1 protein-coding gene is annotated in these 642 nt (G+C 66.8%); it reads left to right on the forward strand.

Features of this window, described 5'->3' with window-relative positions:
- A partial coding sequence (locus AC25YV_RS12810) for a transposase (protein WP_488124242.1) occupies positions 1 to 591 on the forward strand: 591 nt, incomplete at its 5' end.
- Between the last annotated feature and the right edge of the window lie 51 nt (positions 592 to 642).

Below are 642 nucleotides of genomic sequence, written 5' to 3' on the forward strand. Positions count from 1 at the left end.
CTCGTCGCCCGCGGACTCGGCGGAGTCCGCCTCGTCACCAGCGACGCCCACGCCGGGCTCGTGGAAGCGATCGCAGCGAACCTCCCGGGAGCGGTCTGGCAACGCTGCAGAACCCACTACGCCGCGAACCTGATGAGCGTCACGCCGAAGAGCATGTGGCCGGCGGTGAAAGCGATGCTCCACTCCGTCTACGACCAACCCGACGCCGACGCGGTCAACGCCCAGTTCGACCGACTCCTGGACTACGTCGAGGAGAAGCTCCCCGACGCGTCCGCGCACCTTGACGCCGCCAGAGCGGACATCCTCGCGTTCACCGGGTTTCCCGACGGGCTCTGGCAGCAGATCTGGTCGAACAATCCGAACGAGCGCCTCAACCGCGAGATCCGCCGCCGCACCGACTCCGTGGGCATCTTCCCCAACCGTGACGCGATCATCCGCCTCGTCGGCGCGGTCCTGGCGGAGCAGACCGACGAATGGGTCGAAGGCCGCCGCTACCTCGGCCTCGAGATCCTCGCCAAGTCCCGCCTCACCCTCGTCCCCGACACAGGGAGCGAGGTGAACACCGACACCATCCTCGAACTCAGCGCCTAACCAACAGCAGAAGGATTACCAACGGCTACACCACGCATTGGGGCTTGACCG

The sequence above is a fragment of the Microbacterium sp. Y832 genome (assembly GCF_057669765.1).